We start from the raw sequence: 17,787 nt of genomic DNA on the forward strand, positions 1-17,787 counted from the left end.
ACCTCATCCTACCTCGGGCGTCAGGAGGCGCGCCGACGCTGCTTCTCAAGCTTCCTACGCACCATGTCACGCTTGAGAGGAGAGAGATAATCAATGAAAAGCTTGCCATCCAGATGGTCCATCTCATGCTGGATACATACCGCCAACAGCCCCTCAGCGGTGAGCTGTTGTTCGTCGCCGTGTCGGTCCAGAAAGCGCACCACAATGCTAAGAGCACGGGTCACATCGGCATGGATTCCAGGCACCGATAAACAGCCTTCCTGAAACACCTGATCGCCCTCCCTGGTGACGATCTCCGGATTAATAAAGACCATCGGCACATTTTTTTCCTCGCTGACATCAATCACCATAAAGCGTTGATGCACATTCACTTGAGTCGCAGCCAAGCCAATACCAGGGGCGGCATACATCGTCTCGAACATGTCATCAAGCAGAGTCTGGAACGACGATGAAACCACCTCGGCAACCCCCACACGCACCGCCTTGGTCCGCAGGCGAGGATCAGGAAACTCAAGAATCGGCAATAAGGCCATAGCGGCACCTCAATTCATATTCGTAGAGGCCGGAATATCCGGAAAACTTTCAACGCGATTCTAGCTCAATACTTGCGCAGCTCTTTAGAATCTGGACTATAGTGCCCCACCTTTTTGGGGAATCAGGAAGATATCGCCATGTTTAAACTCTTCCGTACGGCCGCCATCGCTGCACTGCTGACCGTTACGACCTATGCTGTCGCCCTTGAAAAGGGGGATAAACATCAGGATACCTATACCGTCCAAAAAGGCGACACGCTTTGGGGACTTGCCAAACGTCTTTTCAAAAAGCCCTGGCTGTGGCCTGAAATCTGGCAAGCTAACCCGCAGATCAACAACCCGCATTTGATCTACCCCGGCGACGTGATCAGCTTGGCCTACCTGAATCGCATGGCCAAGGACACGATTGCCGATCCAGGCAAGGCCATACAACCAGGACCACGTCAGGACGCACCGATTGATGCCATACCATTAGCGCAGATTGAGCCATTTCTGAAAGATCTACAGGTTACAAACAATTTCGAAAAGCTGCCCTACGTGGTCGGTCTTGAAGAAGGGCGCCTGCGCGGTACCTATGGTCAAGCCGCCTACGCTGTCGGCTTGATTGGCGCAGAACCAGGCCAACGTTACGCAGTGATGCGCCCAACGGTCAGCTACTCTCTACCTAAACCCACCGAAGACCTATTGATGGACAATCAACCCACCATCAATAGCGGTGTGCTCTGGAAAGAATATATCGCTCCAAACAAACACCGGGTATTCCTGGGCTACGAACTGGCCAAAGTGAACGTTGCGACCGTGGCTCAAGTCGGCCATGACAACCAGACAACCACTCTGACACTACAAACGGGTGGGCGCGAGGTACGTGCTGGAGATCGTTTGATCCCCCTGGAAGCAAAACCTTACGACCTTCAATTTTTCCCCCATCCACCGGCCGCCGAGGTAAAAGATGCGGACCTGCGTGTCCTGGCCGTGGCTGATGCCTTCATCGCTAGCGGCCCCCGCGATGTGATTGCTATCTCTGGTGGCACCAATAACGGCATCAATAATGGCACCGTATTTTCGATCTGGCGCCAGGGTCACTACATCAACGACCGGATCGGACACCGTGCCTCAACATCACATGTGAACGACAGCTTCGAAGCTGATAAAGGCACTGTGCTGCAACCCGACGAGTACACCGCACACGCGATGGTGTTCCGTACTTTTAACGATGTCAGCTATGCACTAGTGATGGATGGAACTAAGCCCGTCAAAGTGGGCTATACGCTGAGGCACCCAGACGCACAGTAAGGGGATCTCCTCGCTAAGGCGGGTTTCCCGACAATGATGCGCGGCGCTATCTGAAAGCACCGCCATCACTTTTTGGCCCATGCTACAGACATGGCCTCCCCATCCCACTCAGACTCCAAAGACACGGACGCGCTGCTACGACTGGTCCTCGCCGGAGGCAGAAGCGCACCGCGGCGCCAACTACTGGATTACCACGGCACGCCACACGCCGCATTGGCCGCCGGTCCAAATGCTTGGCGCGCCAGTGGCTGTAACACAATGCAGTGCACCCGCCTAGTTGCTCCCGATCCCAATGCAATGGCACGCATACAACACTGGTTGGCAACGCCTTACCATCACCTTCTCGGTTGGCACGATCCGGATTACCCGCCATTACTGCGTCATGTCCCTTCGCCACCCTTAGCATTGTTCATCGCAGGAAATCCAATACTGCTATGGCACGCCAGCATTGCCATCGTCGGCAGCCGCCAGCCCAGTGCCGGCGGCCTTGATCATTCCTATGGCTTCGCACAGGCATTAGCGGCACGCGGCCTGGGCATCATCAGCGGAATGGCAGCCGGAATCGACGCTACAGCACACGAAGCCGCACTCAGCATACCCAGTGGGCATACGGTCGCAGTCCTTGGTACGGGCCCAGATGTGCCATACCCAGCACGTCACAAAAAACTGCACGCACGTATCACCACAGACGGAGCGGTCATCAGCGAATATCCACCAGGAACCCAACCACGGGCTGCCCACTTTCCACAACGCAACAGGATTATTGCAGGCTTGGCGCTGGGCACACTGGTGGTCGAAGCTGGAGCTCGTTCCGGCGCACTGATCACCGCTCGACTGGCAGCAGAAGCAGGGCGTGCTGTATTCGCAGTACCAGGATCGCTACACAACCCTATGACACGCGGCTGCCACCAGTTGATCCGTCAAGGCGCAACACTGGTTCAAGACATAGACCAAATATTGGAGGACGTCGCTACGCTAGCAGCGCCGTTAGCACACACCTTGCGTGAGCGCCTTGATGCTCCTAGTTGGCCTGTAGCGCCATTATTAAGCACACCAAACAGTAAAGACCCTAAATACCACACACTTTGGCAGGCCCTTGCACATGACCCAATGTCCATGGACTCATTAATTGACCGTACTGGATTGACGGCAGCCACACTCTCCTCCATGCTTCTAACCTTGGAACTGGAAGGAAAGGTTGTCGTAGAACACGGACGTTATACACGTACCGCTTAGGCTCCTCACCTCCACAGCATCATCCCGGCGCAGACCCAAGAGGCAATGAAAGAAAGCATTCTGGCTGTCTTGCTGTACCTATTCGAGTATTACTTCAGCGAGAATGCGGACTTAGTCCGTGACCGTGACTCGTTGCAGAATAGCTTGATCCAAGTCGGTTTCAGCCCCGCTGAGATCAACAAAGCCTTCGAATGGCTTGATGCATTGGCAGCTAATCGCCCCACTCTAACAAATCCACGTGTAAATGGTCCGGTGCGTGTCTTACACGGACCCGAACTAGACAAATTGGACGTAGAGAGCCGCGGTTTTCTTCTATTTCTGGAGCAACAAGGCATCCTCAATACCGAGCAGCGCGAACTGGTCCTTGACCGAGCAATGGCGCTTGACCAAGAAGAACTCGACCTAGATGACATGAAGTGGGTCGTGCTCATGGTGCTATTCAACCAACCCGGAGCTGAGGCTGCCTACGCCTGGATGGAAACACAGATGTTCGGCAACGAACCGGAACAGCTGCACTGAATGAAGCACGTAACACCCACCACAGCCACTACGGCAATAACACATGGCGTTACATCATCGCCAGAACACGCATGTTCAACAGCTTCGGCCTTAAAAATCCAAGCGCCTCCCCAAGTTATGTCTTGCCCATCAAACACGAACATGACCAGCACATGACCAGCAAGATCAAACCGCTCAAGGCTTACCCTTATTCCATGAACGGTCAACGATAACTGCCAGAGCAATCACAAAGAACCAATGCAACAACCGCAAGCAAATACATTATCCAGATGGAAACATCATGGTCCCAGTGAACAAGCGGCACCATTCACATCAACCTGCCACGCTTGCCTTTCACCATTGATGAACTAAACCAGGGGGATTGAACCCGGCAGCGTCAGCACCACTCATCTCCTCTGAGATCGTCACACTCACCATTCACCCTATAGTGCTACGGTCAATTCAGAACTACGCCATACCAAGTTGACCTTGATCCATGACAAAGAAGCAGCCTAAGCGGGATGCTATCAACGCCTACCCAGCTAATTGACATCGTCATCATGGGCACTATGAACCATCACACCACACACCCTTCATCATCGGATTACCTATAACAACTTTTATACAAACCCAACCCACACTACACGCTGCCATAAAGCAATGCCCCATCGGTCACACCGCCTTTACAATGACAGTTTGGTATGGCGTATAAAGTGCCCCTGATACTATTTGTGATAATTTCGCTATTAATCCTGCTTCCCTAAGCGTATCTGTCTGTATCTCGCGCATCCCTACTTCAAACTGAATACTGGATTCCAGCTTAGCAATCCAACCGCCGCCATGATTACTCTATGGGAAATAATCCGACAAACACACAATTAAGGAACTTTCCCATCACTTCCACGTTTGCAACACACGGGTTCTGCTTCCCTCTAAAGGCTAATTAAGCCACGCTACCCGCCCCTAGCTCAGTCACTCCAAGACGTTCAGCACCATGCCCAAACACCTTCTTATCGTCGAATCGCCCGCCAAGGCCAAGACGATCAATAAATATCTCGGCAAAGATTTCACAGTCTTAGCCTCTTACGGGCATGTACGCGATTTGGTACCGAAGGAAGGCGCAGTCGATCCAGAAAACGGCTTTGCGATGCGCTACGACCTCATCGACAAGAACGAAAAGCACGTCGAAGCAATCACAAAAGCGGCCAAAACAGCCGACAGCATCTATCTAGCAACCGACCCTGATCGCGAAGGCGAAGCGATCAGCTGGCACATCTCCGAGATCCTTAAAGAACGTGGATTATTGAAGGACAAACCGATGCAACGCATCGTGTTCACCGAGATCACACCACGCGCAATTAAAGAAGCAATTCAAAAGCCGCGGATGATTGCCAGCGACCTGGTAGACGCCCAACAAGCACGCCGTGCGCTGGATTACTTGGTTGGCTTCAACCTCTCACCAGTGCTGTGGCGCAAAGTACAACGCGGTTTATCGGCAGGGCGTGTGCAATCGCCAGCACTGCGCATGATTGTCGAGCGTGAAGAGGAAATTGAGGCATTCATCACGCGTGAATACTGGAGCATCCATGCCGAGTGTACCCATCCCGCCCAACACTTCAGCGCCAAACTCATCAAACTGGATGGGAAAAAATTCGAGCAATTCACTATTACCGATAGCGACACTGCCGCAGCCGCACAACGCAGGATCCAGCAGGCCGCACAGGGACGCCTGCACATCACTGACGTTACCAACAAAGAACGGAAACGACGCCCTGCACCGCCCTTCATCACATCCACATTACAGCAAGAAGCCTCACGCAAACTGGGTTTCACTACACGTAAAACGATGCAGATTGCGCAAAAACTTTACGAGGGGATCGCACTGGGTGAGGAAGGCAGCGTCGGCCTGATTACGTATATGCGTACCGACTCAGTCAACCTGTCGCTGGATGCTCTATCGGAGATCCGCGACATCATCGCACGCGACTACGGTACCAATGCACTTCCAGACAAACCTAACGTCTACACCACCAAATCCAAAAACGCACAAGAAGCACACGAAGCAGTACGCCCGACTTCAGCACTACGCACCCCGACACAGGTCGCACCGTATCTTTCCAACGAAGAACACCGGCTATACGAACTGGTGTGGAAACGTACAGTAGCCTCCCAAATGATCCCAGCCATACTCAATACCACCAGTGTCGATCTAGCCGCCGGCAACGAACACGTATTCCGTGCCACCGGAACCACCGTCGTAGTACAAGGTTTCCTAGCTGTGTACGAAGAAGGCAAGGACAACAAGAACGCCGAAGACGATGACGAAGGCCGCAAACTCCCCGTAATGAAAACAGGGGAAAATGTTCCGCTAGAACGTATCCTGACCGAACAACACTTTACACAGCCACCACCACGCTACACCGAAGCAGCGTTGGTCAAAGCTCTGGAAGAATACGGCATCGGTCGCCCATCGACTTACGCCTCCATCATCCAAACCCTACTATTTCGCAAATACGTAGATATGGAAGGTCGCAGCTTCCGCCCAACGGACATTGGCCGCGCCGTATCCAAATTTCTCTCCAGCCACTTCACCCAGTACGTGGACTACGACTTCACCGCACACCTGGAAGATGAATTGGATGCGATCTCACGTGGGGAGGAAGAATGGATTCCACTGATGAAAAAGTTTTGGGTCCCCTTCAAAGAATTGGTTGAAGATAAGAAAGATTCCCTAGATAAAACCGACGCTGGCAGCGTGCGCCTGCTCGGCATTGACCCCACCAGCGGCAAAGAAGTCAGCGCACGCATTGGCCGCTTCGGACCGATGGTGCAAATCGGCACCGTTGATGATGAAGAAAAACCAAGATTTGCCTCATTACGCCCCAACCAAAGCATCTACTCAATCAGCCTCGAAGAAGCCATCGAACTGTTCAAAATGCCACGCGTGCTTGGAGAAGACCAAAGCCAACAGGTCAGCGTCGGCATCGGCCGCTTTGGACCGTTTGCCAAACGTGGCAGCACTTATGTTTCACTGAAAAGCGAAGACGATCCCTACACGATTGACTTGGCGCGCGCGACCCTTCTCATCAACGAGAAAGAAGAAATCGCACGTAATCGAATCATCAAAGACTTCGAAAACAGCCAGATCCAAGTACTGAACGGACGCTTCGGTCCCTACATCAGCGATGGCAAACTTAACGGGAAGATCCCCAAGGATCGCGAACCAGCCTCGCTGACTCTCGAAGAAGCACAGCAATTACTGATAAACACTGGGAAACCGGCACGCAAAAACTTCAGTACGAAAAAAACTGCAACCAAGAACGAGACGCGCAAACAAACCACAAAAAAACGCACTACGGACGCAAAGGCAACCAAAAAAGTGTCAGATAAGCCCGTAAAGAAACAAATCAAAAAACGCATCGCCCCCAACATTACCCAATAAACGCCATTCCAACCCAGCATTCACCCCCCTGACAGAACCACCTATGCTATGCCTCTCACTATTCACACAGACAGCAATCAAAGATCATGGCAACTCAGTGCAGCTGAAAACAGTATGGCAACAACACTCACCCTCAGCGAAGCCGTCACCGCACTACAACAAGGCGACGTGATCGCCTATCCCACTGAAGCAGTGTGGGGGCTGGGCTGCGATCCACGTCAGGAAACGGCAGTACATACTCTACTCAATATCAAGCAACGTGCATCAGGGAAAGGATTGATCCTGGTCACGGCCGAACTCAATACACTACAAGATTGGCTAGATCTGGACACGCTATCACCAGAACGCCTGCATGAAGTCCAAGCCAGTTGGCCTGGTCCACATACCTGGGTCCTGCCAGCAAGCACACGTGCCCCCCATTGGATCACCGGACACCATAACGGCCTTGCTGTCCGAATCAGCGCACACCCATTGGTCAGTGCACTCTGCCGTGCCTGGAACATGGCCCTTATCTCCACCAGCGCCAACGTGGCAGGCCAGCCGCCAGCACGTCGCCGTGAAGATCTGGATCCCTCACTGCTACCACACTTGGCAGGCATCGTAGACGGTCCAACCGGTGGTTTGGCCCAACCAACATCCATCCGTGACGCACGCAGTGGACACATACTACGGCTATAACCTGCATCGCCACACACGTTACCCTTTGCAACTCATCATCTTGATTGCCACATACCGCCTACCGTCAACATAACTCTACAGAAAAATCCAAGACTAAAATACTTGCTTAAAGACACTTAAGGCGCGTCATGCGGAGACAATTTTCCTACCGTAATTGGCGTATAAAAAATCACAATGAGGTTGAGCGCCTATTGCACCGCCTCAATGACTATCACCACACAGCTCCAAGATAAAGAATGCTTCACAAAGTAAGCTGGTACAGGCAAAAAGCAACCCAAGAAAGCCCCCCGACTCCACAGACGACTCCTCAGACCTGGGGAGGGAAAATGACTCTTGGAATATCTCTTAAAAATAGATATGTCGCTCATTGACTGACGATGGCACCAGGAGCGATGCGTGCAAATTCCACAACCCTTACCGACTCGCCGATACATGCTCTATGACTAATGCTCGCATGACGAGCGATGCACGCCAATTTGGCAATACTGACTGACTCACCTAGATGCACATGATCGCCAATACTGACTGACTCGCCTATGTGCACGTTATCATCAACACTGACCGACTCCCCTAGGTGCGCTTTATGGCCAATGCTGATCGACTGACCTAAGTGCACGTTATAGCTAATACTGACCGACTGGCCTAGGTGCGTGTTATAGCCAATGCTGACCGACTCACCAATCACGGCGTGATCCTCAATCCGGACTTTATTATTAATTTTTGATTCTTTACCAATGCAGACGTTATTACCGATATCAGCATTACAAGTAATAGTGACTTTTGTGCCGATCACCGAATTTCTGCCAATCTTGGTTTTTCCACCGATCACCGTGCCGGCCCCGATGGTGACATTCACATCAACCACGGAAGTTCTATCAATCACCACAGACGGATTGATATTGGCGTTGGCAGCGACGATACCGCCTTTACTTCCATCTGGATTGATCCAATCCAGTGCGGCTGTAGCTGGTTGCCCATTGGAAAATACGTAATTGAAAGTATTTTTCATACTGCACCCACCGCTGTAGCAACGGTGCATGGATATTTGGCAATGCTTATTACCAACTCACCAATGACAGCGTGATTTTCAATCCGGACCTTATTGCGAATGTTTGATTCTTTAGCAATGCATACTGACTCACCTATACATGCGTTATACCCAACTCTGACACCAGAACTAATACAGACATTGCCACCAATCGTTATATCCTCGCCGAAAACGGCACCATATTTGATCTGGAAATCAGTTTGGATTCTTGATTGCTGTGCTGACCCATTTATGCATTTATCAAACTTATAATCGAACGTATTGTTCATGTGACTGCTCCTGATGCATGCCTGATGAGGCTGAAAAACTCCTATCGTCAGTGTTGCTCCCATTCAACTAACAACGACTGCTGTCCCCTTGGACCGATATACATTGGTACGCGAGTGGTGGATTTACTCATCACTTGCTAACCCCGCTTATGAGTACAGTTGACCTCTAGTGATCTATCTGAGAACGCATTTATATTTACGAATTTGACAGCAAGCAGGCCGCCAGCCATGACTCCAAACATGCACTCCTGGCCTCTTAGCAGAATCTTCTCTGTGGACAAACTGTCCTCCAAGACGAAGATTGATAGATTTCCTGGCGTTTGCAGTGTCGGATCAAACCGCTCACAGCGGTAACGGAATTAAAGACGTTTCGCAGCCGCTCAGGGCTAATGACTTTGAACAGTGACGGCGGCGGCAGCTTGGAAACCAAAACGCCACCAGGGGTCATGCGTGGCCTTAATCGTGTTGATGATGTAAACGCCATTAACATCAGTAATCTTGGTGAAACAACAGCCTGCGGATCGCTGACGGGAACGCGGCAACTGCGGCACGCTTTGGTGACTGCGTTCATGGCGATATCTCAGATGGAAGGCATCAAAACTACGGGGGCAGCCCGCAAGGCATTATAATGCCAAAAATATACAAACATTCAAGCACAATAGTATTAAATACAGAAAATCATTTAGCACTATAGAACCAACCCATCCGCCAAAACACCCTAATGCGCATAAAAAACTAAAGTTAAAAACAATTAAGAACACCCACTTTCAGCGGGGCGCTCCCCTTTCGGAGTTTTGTACCAGGCTATATCGCACCTCACTTTCAGCAACACGACTGATATTTTCTCGCCCGACCGTTCCTGCATCACGGAAGTTTTCGATGACCTTGCTAACCATCTGACCCTGAAGCAGATCAACAGGCAACCCTGGAATCTGGAGTTGCCAAGTAGCAATCCCAAATCCCTTCGCCAGCTTCTCAATGGTTCCCAAGCGCGGCTCCTTGCTAACAGTTCCGCCGTAATTCAACAAATCATTGATTGACTTTTGGGAAACGCCCGAGAGAGCAGCCAGCTCTTTTTGACTTAAACGACGCGCCTCCAGCAGCCGCCGGACATTGTCAGCAACAGCCCTAATTGCTAGTGAGTTCATGAGTTGAAGAATAGTGCTGAAAACAGATGCTTTGGTGCCTGACACTTAAGCACTTCTGTACACAAAACAAGAACTCAGCAATTGATAATTTAGCACTATAATTCTGAATATATAAGCGCAAAAGTGCCGTATAACCCGTCTCCGAGCTGTCTGGAGTGAGCCAAAGAAGCAACGAGACATCAATACAAAGCACACATCCAGGAATTTTATTAAAAGCCCTGATACGAATTCGCTACTGATTCAACAATGACATGTACGCCTTTAATCAGAAACCATAGCGCATAAAACCGCCATCCACCGCAATACATTCGCCGGTCACATAACTGGACGCTGGCAAACAAAGAAATGCCACTGCCGCAGCCACTTCCTCCGGCTCTCCAATGCGGCGCATCGGCGTACGTTCAATGACTTGCTCGTAATAGTACAGATCAGAGAGCGGCTCCGACGTACGACGCGTACGGATATACCAAGGCGCTACCGCATTGACACGGATCCCATCCTCAGCCCATTCCACAGCCAAATTGCGGGTCATTTGGTGCAACGCCGCCTTGCTCATCCCATACGGCACTCCACTGCGCACATGCGTCAAGCCAGATACACTGCCAATATTGACAATCGCCGTACTTGCATGACACGCCAACAACGGCTGCGTGTAACGACACAACTCGAACGCAGAGAACAGATTGATCTCGAAAATCTCACGCCACTCGTCTTCTGTATATTCAAGCGCTGCACGCGTCACATTGCCACCAGCATTGTTGATCAACACATGCAAACCATTACTGCAATCTTCGACCCAATCCAGAATCGCACGGCGGTCCACATCGTCAGCAACATCAGCAGCCAATCCATGTAACTCACGCTCAGGGAATTCCTCTGCCAGTTCATCGCGTACTCGCCCCAGCAAATCAGCATCACGCGCTACCAACAGCACATCGGCACCCAGGCCCAACAACTCACGAGCAACAGCCAGACCGATACCTGTACTAGCCCCCGTGATCAAAGCCGTACGACCATCCAAACGCCAACGGGATTGGGTCATAGTCCTCAACTGCTTGTTATTACTTCACTACGCGCAAGTGCGATCGCTTCCCAGAAACAGGGGACGTATCTTTGCCGCCACTCGGGGTCTCAGGTGGTGGCGGCACATCTTCCGGCGGCTCACCCTGGATATCGTCTGGTAAGGCCATACCCTGCCCTGTTTCACGTGCATACACCGCTAATAACGCTTGCATTGGGACCTGCACCGGATAGCTGACTCCACCGAAACGGGCATTAAAGCTGACGCCGTCATTGCCAATATGCAAATGCATCACTGCACGCCCAGCAATATTCAATACGACCCGACCATCCTTGACGGCACTTTCCGGAACCTGCACACCCTGAATGCCCGCATCCACCAAAATATGGGGAGTCATCCCATTGTCGTTAATCCATTCGACCAAGGCTCGTAACAGATAGGGCCGATGACTGGTCATTCGTGGAAATTTACTCATAACCAACAGTGTATGCTCGAACGCAAGACATGGCTATCAAACAACAAAGTCACGTAACTTCTTTTCCTGGTCAGTCAGACTCCGGATAAAACCTGGATTACGAAAAATGCGATTACCGTAATCCTCAATCGCCTTACCGTCCTTTGGCAACGACACGTCCAGCGCCTGCAAACGCCAAATAATTGGTGCCATTGCACAATCGGCCAAACTCATTTCCGCATTTAAAAAAAACTTGCTGGCCTTGAATAACGGTAGCGATGCCATCAGCAATTCTTTGAGCCGCTTACGCCCAGCTTCGGCTTGAGTCTTGTTACCAAGTTGGACGGCCTGCACCTGAGGAACCCAATCATGTTCAATACGCAACATAGCCAAACGCAGTCTTGCACGAGACAGCGGATCCATTGGCATCAGCCGCGGATGCGGATAACGCTCATCAACATATTCAGTGACCACAGAAGCAGCGTACAGCACCAACTCACGCTCAACCAATGTCGGCACAGAATGATAAGGATTAAGATCAATCAGATCCTCAGGAGGATTCTGTGGATCTACAGACACCATCTCGTAATTCACCCCCTTGGCCGCAAGAACCAAGCGAACGCGATGACATAACACATCATTGGCCGAGGAAAACAGCGTCAAGGTATTTCGCATACGTACATTCACTGCCATTCAAGGCTCTCCGACAGCCGGAATCGGCTGGCCACATCAACACCACCGGCCCAATGCCGAAGGTCTCCATAACAATCAGCGATTCTGCAATCAACCATCAGAAACACCAATAGCAGATACAAGCCACCGATATCACGTCCATCAATGCACGTCCTCCCAATAAGCCTTCTTAAGTAGATAAACCAAGAAAGTCAACAACACTAGGAACAACAGTACCCATACTCTCAAAGAATGCCGTTGTAACGCCGCAGGCTCGGCGGCATATTGCAAGAAATTGACAATGTCACGCAGAGTCTGGTCAAACTCAGCAGGGCTCTGCTGACCTGGCTGGACCAGAACCAACCCAGTCACTAACCGATCAGCACCAGCCTGCGACGCCCCACCATATTCTGCCCGCTGCACACCCTGGAGATGCGACAGTGGATTGGGCATAGAAACATCGACAAACAGTCGATTGTTCCAACCCAGCGGGCGAGTCGAGTCGACGTAGAAAGACCTCAGATAAGTGTAGATCCAATCACTCCCACGGACGCGGGCCACCAAACTCAAATCCGGCGGAATCTTACCAAACCACTGCTCGGAGGTGTCAACCGGCATCCCTGTCATGATCGTATCGCCAAACTTGGCACCGGTGACATTGAGGGTACTCATCACCTGCACTTCACTTAAACCCAAATCAGCAGCGATACGTGAATAACGTAGGTACTTCAACGAATGGCAGCCCACACAATAATTCATGTACAACTGCACACCGCGCTGCAACGACATGCGATCACTCACATCATTACCGGCATGTTCCAACGGGACATCATCCACCGCCTGTGCAGCGGACATCAGCACACATGGCAACAACAAGCACAGTATCCAACACAAACAACGCCGTAACCTGCCCCAATCAGCCATGGGAAGTCAATCGTTCTGGAACCGGCTTCATAGAAGCCACTACCGTCCACAATGGCATAGTGATGAAAAATGCGAAATACAAAAAAATCATCACCCGCCCAACATAGATTTCCCAAACAGCCGTACCTGGCCCCAATCCAATCACCGCAAGCCACACAAAACAAATTACAAACACACCCAATGCTATCCGTGCAATCCAGCCACGATAACGAATCGAATACACCTTGCCGCGATCCAACCAAGGCACCAGAAACAAAATAGCGATCGCAGAAAACATCACTAACACACCAACCGATTTACCAGGTACCAAACGCAACATCGCGTAATACGGCGCAAAATACCAAACCGGCTTCATATCCTCAGGAGTCACCAGGGGATTCGCTTCAACAAAATTGCCGTACTCCAAAAACAAACCGCCAAACTCCGGAGCGAAAAAAATCACGAAGGCCGCTAACAACAATAGGACACAAACCGCCACCATTTCCTTAAGCGTGTAATACGGATGGAACGGGATACTGTCAGCTAACTGCATAGAATCCCAACGATTTCCTTTAGGGCCCTGATGGATGTCAATACCATCCGGATTGTTGGAACCAACCCCGCGTAACGCAACCAAATGCAGCACCAGCAAAAATCCCAACAACAGCGGCAACACAATCACGTGCAATGCAAAGAAACGACTGAGCGTCACATCGGACGGCAAATAATCGCCCATGATCCACTCATCCAGACCATTGCCGATCACTGGGATCACACCGAACAGCGAAATAATCACCTTCGCCCCCCAGAACGACACCTGCCCCCACGGCAACACGTACCCCACGAATGCCTCAACCATCAGTACCACATACATCAACATACCCAACACCCAAACTAATTCACGTGGTTTCTTTCCACTGCCATAGATCAACCCACGGAACATGTGCAGATATACCCCGATGAAAAACAACGAAGCACCCGTACTGTGCATATAACGAATCAACCAGCCCCACTCAACGTCCCGCATAATCGTCATTTCGATCGACTGGAACGCCTCCGCAACACTGGGCTTGTAATGCATCACAAGAAAGAAGCCAGTGACGACCTGATTCACCAACACCACCAGTAATAGCGACCCGAAGCAATACCAGACATTGAGATTTTTAGGTACGTAGTACTCCGTGAAGTGATTCCTATAAAACAACACTAATCCCGGAACACGCGCACCGACCCAATCCACCACCCCTCGGACACCACGAGCAATGATGTTTCTCATGAATTCAAACGTCCCCTGCCCGATGGACACTTTCCGGACCCACACCGATCACAAGCGTCCGCTCATCGCGGTAATGATGCGGTGGCACCAACAAATTGATTGGAGCCGGCATCCCACGGAACACCCGCCCTGACATGTCAAAACGCGACTTGTGACAAGGACAAAAATACCCCCCCTTCCATTCTGGATCGAACGACTCCGGGCGGATCTCGGCCATCATCTGCGGCGAACACCCTAAGTGCGTACACACACCCACCAACACCGAAATCTCCGGCCTGATCGAACGCAAATCAGTATTGTGAAGCACATACGCTGGCTGCTGACTCTTCACCTCGGACATTGGATCCTTCAAGCGCCCACTCAATCCTGGCAACGCATCAAGAACTGCCTTAGAACGCCTAACCACCCAGACCGGCTGACCACGCCACTCCAGAATCAAACGCTGACCTTCTTGCAACCCACCGACATCAACAACCACCGACGCGCCCGCCAATTTACTCTTAGGACTGAGACCTAATGACTTGAAAAAAGGCACCGAGACAAACCCTGCACCGACCGTACCAACCAACGTCGTCACCGCAGTAAGAAAACGTCGCCTCTTTAAATCACTGGATCCATGCCCCCCACCCTTCACCATGCAGCGCTCCTCAAATCATCCCGAAACCTGCCAATGCACCACTGAAGAAACACCACACGACGGCCCATGAAGCGCATCGCGAAAAATGACCGTCGTACACCACACCTGTACCCATACCGACACAACACCAGATGCCTTCATTGATGTGTACTCATCAACGCCGCACGGTACCGTCCAAGAAGCACATTGACGCGCTCAACATAACGCTGCGTCTCACTATACGGTGGCACACCGCCGTAACGATCAACCGCACCCTCACCGGCATTATATCCAGCCGCTGCTAATGTCAAATTCCCGTTAAATCGCTTCAACAACCAAGCCAAATACTGCACCCCACCACGGATATTTTGCAGCGGATCATAGGAATCAGTGACCCCGAAACGCCGCGCAGTCCCTGGCATCAACTGCATCAACCCCTGCGCACCAGCGCTACTCAACGAAAGAGGGTTATACGAAGATTCGGCATGAATAATCGCACGCACCAACGCCTCCTCCACCCCAAACTCCCCTGCGGCGGAAACGATTTCGCCATGATAAGCAGACGTATTCAAAGGCATCGAACCAAAATTGACCCCAGGATTCGGCGCACAGGCATAACAAGTTTCGATGAAACTATAAGAAATCGTGCGCAACCCATGCACACTGGCCGTTTGCCTCGGAACGGAGCTACTGTAGTGACGCACCCCATCCTGAATATAAGAATAAACCTGCCCACTGACCAAACGCTTCCCCCCTCCAGCTACAGAGGGACGCACCGGCGCTGACATCACTGCAGCACCACCAACCGAGGGAGCTGAAACCACAGCATCCTTCACAGCCCCGGAAACAGGCACCACGGCGGGAACAGCCACAGCCGGCGATGGAACACGATGCACATGATTAACCACAACCGTACACGTCGCACCAGCAACACGCTTACTGACATAACTCGGTATACCGTCAACATTCAAACACTTGTAGAGCGCCGCCCCCCAAGCAGGCACCGCTATCATGGTCAACAACACCCCAACGATACGGAAGCGACTTTTCATACCATCCAGTCTCCCAAACTTTACCCATCATTGCCAAACACACCCCATGACAACAGCACAGCCAACGCCCCTACATCTCCATCCCCCTGAAGCTCCTGCAACAACACGCTAAACTACACCCCTTACCCACCCGACTGGATTAAGCACCATGACCGGGACATCAAACATCCCCACACACGGCAAAGAGCACAAAGACGCCCCCGCACTGCTGCCATTGCCCGCACCAAACACACACCATACCCACGCAGCACATCCTGGCGACCCATCACACGACCGCCACCCATCGCGCGGAAAGCTCTTTATTAAAACCCACGGCTGCCAAATGAACGAATACGACTCGGCCAAAATGGCCGACGTACTCACCACCACCGAAGCACTGGAACTGACCGACAATCCCGAAGAAGCAGACATTATTCTCATCAACACCTGTTCAATCCGCGAAAAGGCCCAAGAAAAAGTATTCAGCCAACTCGGACGCTGGAGAGCACTGAAAACCAATGGCAGAGATGTCATCATCGGCGTCGGCGGTTGCGTTGCCTCCCAAGAAGGAGAAACAATCGTCAAACGCGCCCCTTACGTTGACCTTGTCTTTGGCCCGCAAACATTGCATCGCCTCCCAGACATGATCCGCGCCCGACGTGAACAGAACCGACCACAGGTCGACATCAGCTTCCCGGAAATCGAAAAATTCGACCACCTTCCCACACCGCGTGCCGAAGGCCCAAGCGCATTCGTCTCGATTATGGAAGGCTGCTCCAAATATTGCTCATTTTGTGTCGTTCCCTACACCCGCGGCGAAGAAGTCAGCCGCCCATTTGAAGACGTGTTGACCGAAATAGCACACCTAGCGACCCAAGGCGTCCGTGAAATCAACCTGCTCGGCCAAAACGTCAACGCCTATCGCGGAGCGATGGACCCTGGTCCATCCAACAACACCAACCCTGCGCCCCCCCTTATGCCGATCTCGGCCTCCTCATCCGTGCAATCGCCCAATTCGAAAGCATCGGACGTATCCGCTTCACCACATCCCATCCCCTGGAATTTTCGGATTCCCTCGTAGAAGCCTACCGCGACGTCCCACAACTGGCTAACCACCTGCACCTTCCCGTTCAATCCGGCAGCGACCGTATCCTCTCAGCGATGAAACGTGGCTACACCGCACTGGAATTCAAATCCAAAATCCGCAAACTGCGCGCAGTTCGCCCGGACATTTCGATCAGCTCCGACTTCATCATCGGCTTCCCTGGTGAAAGCGACACCGACTTCCAGAAGACCATGCAGCTCATCAAAGACATTGGTTTCGACCAGAGCTTCTCTTTCATCTACTCCCGCCGCCCTGGCACACCGGCCTCCAACCTTGAGGACCACACACCCGATGAAATCAAACGCACCCGCCTAGAACACCTACAAAAGCACATCAACGCCTATGCCGCCGACATCTCAAAACGCATGATTGGCACCGTACAAACCGTGCTGGTGGAAGGACCATCAAAAAAGAACCCTAACGAACTGACCGGAAAAACCGAAAACATGCGGCCAGTCAACTTCCCTGGCCACCCACGCCTCATCGGACAATTTATTGACGTACACATCACCGAAGCACTGACCAACTCATTACGCGGCCGCGTGCATACCAACTGACAACGAA

General features: G+C 51.7%; 18 protein-coding genes and 1 pseudogene. 7 read left to right on the plus strand and 12 right to left on the minus strand.

Going from position 1 to position 17,787, the window contains the following annotated elements:
- Positions 1 to 20: 20 nt before the first annotated feature.
- The gene (gene def / locus F7G16_RS09735; RefSeq protein ID WP_004089639.1) at positions 21 to 533 is read right to left on the minus strand and encodes a peptide deformylase; all 513 of its coding nucleotides are present in this window, start codon (positions 531 to 533) and stop codon (positions 21 to 23) included.
- Positions 534 to 671: 138 nt separating this feature from the next.
- Here def and F7G16_RS09740 point away from each other — a divergent pair, with 138 nt between their 5' ends.
- The 5 genes from F7G16_RS09740 to tsaC all read left to right on the plus strand — a co-directional run bounded on the left by F7G16_RS09740 (position 672) and on the right by tsaC (position 7,680).
- Positions 672 to 1,826 carry a LysM peptidoglycan-binding domain-containing protein gene (locus F7G16_RS09740; protein WP_004089638.1) on the plus strand — a complete coding sequence of 385 codons (1,155 nt, stop codon included), beginning with the start codon at positions 672 to 674 and terminating at the stop codon, positions 1,824 to 1,826.
- 90 nt (positions 1,827 to 1,916) lie between these two features.
- Positions 1,917 to 3,062 carry a DNA-processing protein DprA gene (gene dprA, locus F7G16_RS09745; RefSeq protein WP_004089637.1) on the plus strand — a complete coding sequence of 382 codons (1,146 nt, stop codon included), beginning with the start codon at positions 1,917 to 1,919 and terminating at the stop codon, positions 3,060 to 3,062.
- A gap of 45 nt (positions 3,063 to 3,107) precedes the next feature.
- A complete protein-coding gene (locus F7G16_RS09750; RefSeq protein ID WP_004089636.1) occupies positions 3,108 to 3,581 on the plus strand; it encodes a DUF494 family protein in 474 nt (157 codons plus the stop codon).
- Between the two features lie 973 nt (positions 3,582 to 4,554).
- Positions 4,555 to 7,002, plus strand: a complete 2,448-nt coding sequence (locus tag F7G16_RS09755) for a DNA topoisomerase I (protein WP_004089635.1) — start codon at positions 4,555 to 4,557, stop codon at positions 7,000 to 7,002.
- Between the two features lie 114 nt (positions 7,003 to 7,116).
- Entirely contained in the window at positions 7,117 to 7,680 is a 564-nt protein-coding gene (gene tsaC, locus F7G16_RS09760; protein ID WP_011098240.1) for an L-threonylcarbamoyladenylate synthase type 1 TsaC, read from the plus strand.
- A gap of 364 nt (positions 7,681 to 8,044) precedes the next feature.
- On the opposite strand, the gene F7G16_RS09765 is transcribed toward tsaC, so the two are convergent.
- The gene (locus tag F7G16_RS09765) at positions 8,045 to 8,689 is read right to left on the minus strand and encodes an LbetaH domain-containing protein (protein ID WP_011098241.1); all 645 of its coding nucleotides are present in this window, start codon (positions 8,687 to 8,689) and stop codon (positions 8,045 to 8,047) included.
- A complete protein-coding gene (locus F7G16_RS09770; protein WP_004089631.1) occupies positions 8,686 to 8,997 on the minus strand; it encodes an LbetaH domain-containing protein in 312 nt (103 codons plus the stop codon). Before F7G16_RS09770 ends, F7G16_RS09765 begins: the two co-directional genes overlap by 4 nt.
- Before the next feature lie 389 nt (positions 8,998 to 9,386).
- Between F7G16_RS09770 and F7G16_RS12385 the strand changes: the two genes are divergently transcribed.
- Entirely contained in the window at positions 9,387 to 9,626 is a 240-nt protein-coding gene (locus tag F7G16_RS12385) for a hypothetical protein (protein ID WP_004089630.1), read from the plus strand.
- 138 nt (positions 9,627 to 9,764) lie between these two features.
- On the opposite strand, the gene F7G16_RS09780 is transcribed toward F7G16_RS12385, so the two are convergent.
- The 9 genes from F7G16_RS09780 to F7G16_RS09815 form a co-directional block, all read right to left on the minus strand.
- Positions 9,765 to 10,145, minus strand: coding sequence for a helix-turn-helix domain-containing protein (locus tag F7G16_RS09780; protein WP_004086459.1), 381 nt, complete (start codon positions 10,143 to 10,145; stop codon positions 9,765 to 9,767).
- Between the two features lie 265 nt (positions 10,146 to 10,410).
- Complete coding sequence (locus F7G16_RS09785) at positions 10,411 to 11,187, minus strand: SDR family oxidoreductase (protein ID WP_004089628.1); 777 nt, start codon at positions 11,185 to 11,187, stop codon at positions 10,411 to 10,413.
- A 19-nt stretch (positions 11,188 to 11,206) separates the two neighbouring features.
- Positions 11,207 to 11,641 (minus strand): ClpXP protease specificity-enhancing factor, encoded by a 435-nt coding sequence (locus F7G16_RS09790; RefSeq protein WP_004086462.1) that lies wholly within the window; start codon positions 11,639 to 11,641, stop codon positions 11,207 to 11,209.
- 36 nt (positions 11,642 to 11,677) lie between these two features.
- Complete coding sequence (locus F7G16_RS09795) at positions 11,678 to 12,313, minus strand: glutathione S-transferase N-terminal domain-containing protein (RefSeq protein ID WP_004089618.1); 636 nt, start codon at positions 12,311 to 12,313, stop codon at positions 11,678 to 11,680.
- Between the two features lie 141 nt (positions 12,314 to 12,454).
- On the minus strand, positions 12,455 to 13,216 hold the full coding sequence (locus F7G16_RS09800) for a cytochrome c1 (RefSeq protein ID WP_011098246.1): 762 nt from the start codon (positions 13,214 to 13,216) through the stop codon (positions 12,455 to 12,457).
- A complete protein-coding gene (locus tag F7G16_RS09805; protein ID WP_004089616.1) occupies positions 13,209 to 14,471 on the minus strand; it encodes a cytochrome b in 1,263 nt (420 codons plus the stop codon). Before F7G16_RS09805 ends, F7G16_RS09800 begins: the two co-directional genes overlap by 8 nt.
- 4 nt (positions 14,472 to 14,475) lie before the next feature.
- A complete protein-coding gene (gene petA, locus F7G16_RS09810) occupies positions 14,476 to 15,108 on the minus strand; it encodes a ubiquinol-cytochrome c reductase iron-sulfur subunit (protein WP_004089615.1) in 633 nt (210 codons plus the stop codon).
- Positions 15,109 to 15,123: 15 nt separating this feature from the next.
- On the minus strand, positions 15,124 to 15,249 hold the full coding sequence (locus F7G16_RS12585) for a hypothetical protein (protein WP_256626257.1): 126 nt from the start codon (positions 15,247 to 15,249) through the stop codon (positions 15,124 to 15,126).
- Positions 15,246 to 16,139 (minus strand): lytic transglycosylase domain-containing protein, encoded by an 894-nt coding sequence (locus tag F7G16_RS09815; RefSeq protein WP_004089613.1) that lies wholly within the window; start codon positions 16,137 to 16,139, stop codon positions 15,246 to 15,248. Before F7G16_RS09815 ends, F7G16_RS12585 begins: the two co-directional genes overlap by 4 nt.
- A 148-nt stretch (positions 16,140 to 16,287) precedes the next feature.
- Between F7G16_RS09815 and miaB the strand changes: the two are divergent.
- A pseudogene (gene miaB / locus F7G16_RS09820) lies at positions 16,288 to 17,780 on the plus strand (tRNA (N6-isopentenyl adenosine(37)-C2)-methylthiotransferase MiaB).
- The last annotated feature ends 7 nt before the right edge of the window (positions 17,781 to 17,787 follow it).

Source organism: Xylella fastidiosa (genome assembly GCF_011801475.1).
Taxonomy (GTDB): Bacteria; Pseudomonadota; Gammaproteobacteria; order Xanthomonadales; family Xanthomonadaceae; genus Xylella; species Xylella fastidiosa.